Raw genomic sequence first — 413 nt, 5'->3', positions numbered from 1 at the left:
GGGAATGGTGTGGCCCAGCAGCGAGGGCCCGAGTATGAGCCCCGCGCACAGCTCGCCGCACACCGCCGGCAGGCCGAAGCGCGCGGCCAGCCGGCCCAGCAGCACGGCCAGCAGAAGCAACGCGCCGGCGGTGACGATGAGGACGAGCAGGCTGTGGCCGCCCAGCGGGGCGGCGGGGATGGACGTGGACGGCATGGAGCCTCCCTGGTGACGAACCCGATGGACGGGGCCTCATGGTCTCCGCGGGCCCAGGGGCGTTCCTTCTTCCAGATTGCCGTCCCGGCGCCCGGACCTTCGCAGCCTTCTGCCTTGGGCACGGCTGGAGAAGCAACCGCTGCTCCGGCGGCCGAATACTTCCGAATCATCGACACATTCACGCCCATGGAGGGAGATCACGGTGTTGCCGAAAGAAC

The 413-nt window shown here is 69.5% G+C and carries 1 protein-coding gene and 1 pseudogene; one reads left to right on the top strand and one right to left on the bottom strand.

The annotated features are described in order from the left end of the window. Window positions 1–195, bottom strand: a pseudogene (locus tag GWK61_RS55400) (cation:proton antiporter); the annotation flags it as partial. A gap of 12 nt (window positions 196–207) precedes the next feature. Here GWK61_RS55400 and GWK61_RS58230 point away from each other — a divergent pair. After that, window positions 208–413 (top strand): hypothetical protein (locus GWK61_RS58230; RefSeq protein WP_228564618.1); only part of this gene is annotated, 206 nt, incomplete at its 3' end.

Origin of the sequence: Catenulispora rubra (assembly GCF_015356825.1) — a bacterium.
Lineage (GTDB): Bacteria > Actinomycetota > Actinomycetes > Streptomycetales > Catenulisporaceae > Catenulispora > Catenulispora rubra.
The sequence above is the reverse complement of the archived record's forward strand: the minus strand, read 5'-3'. Positions and strand labels throughout refer to the sequence as shown.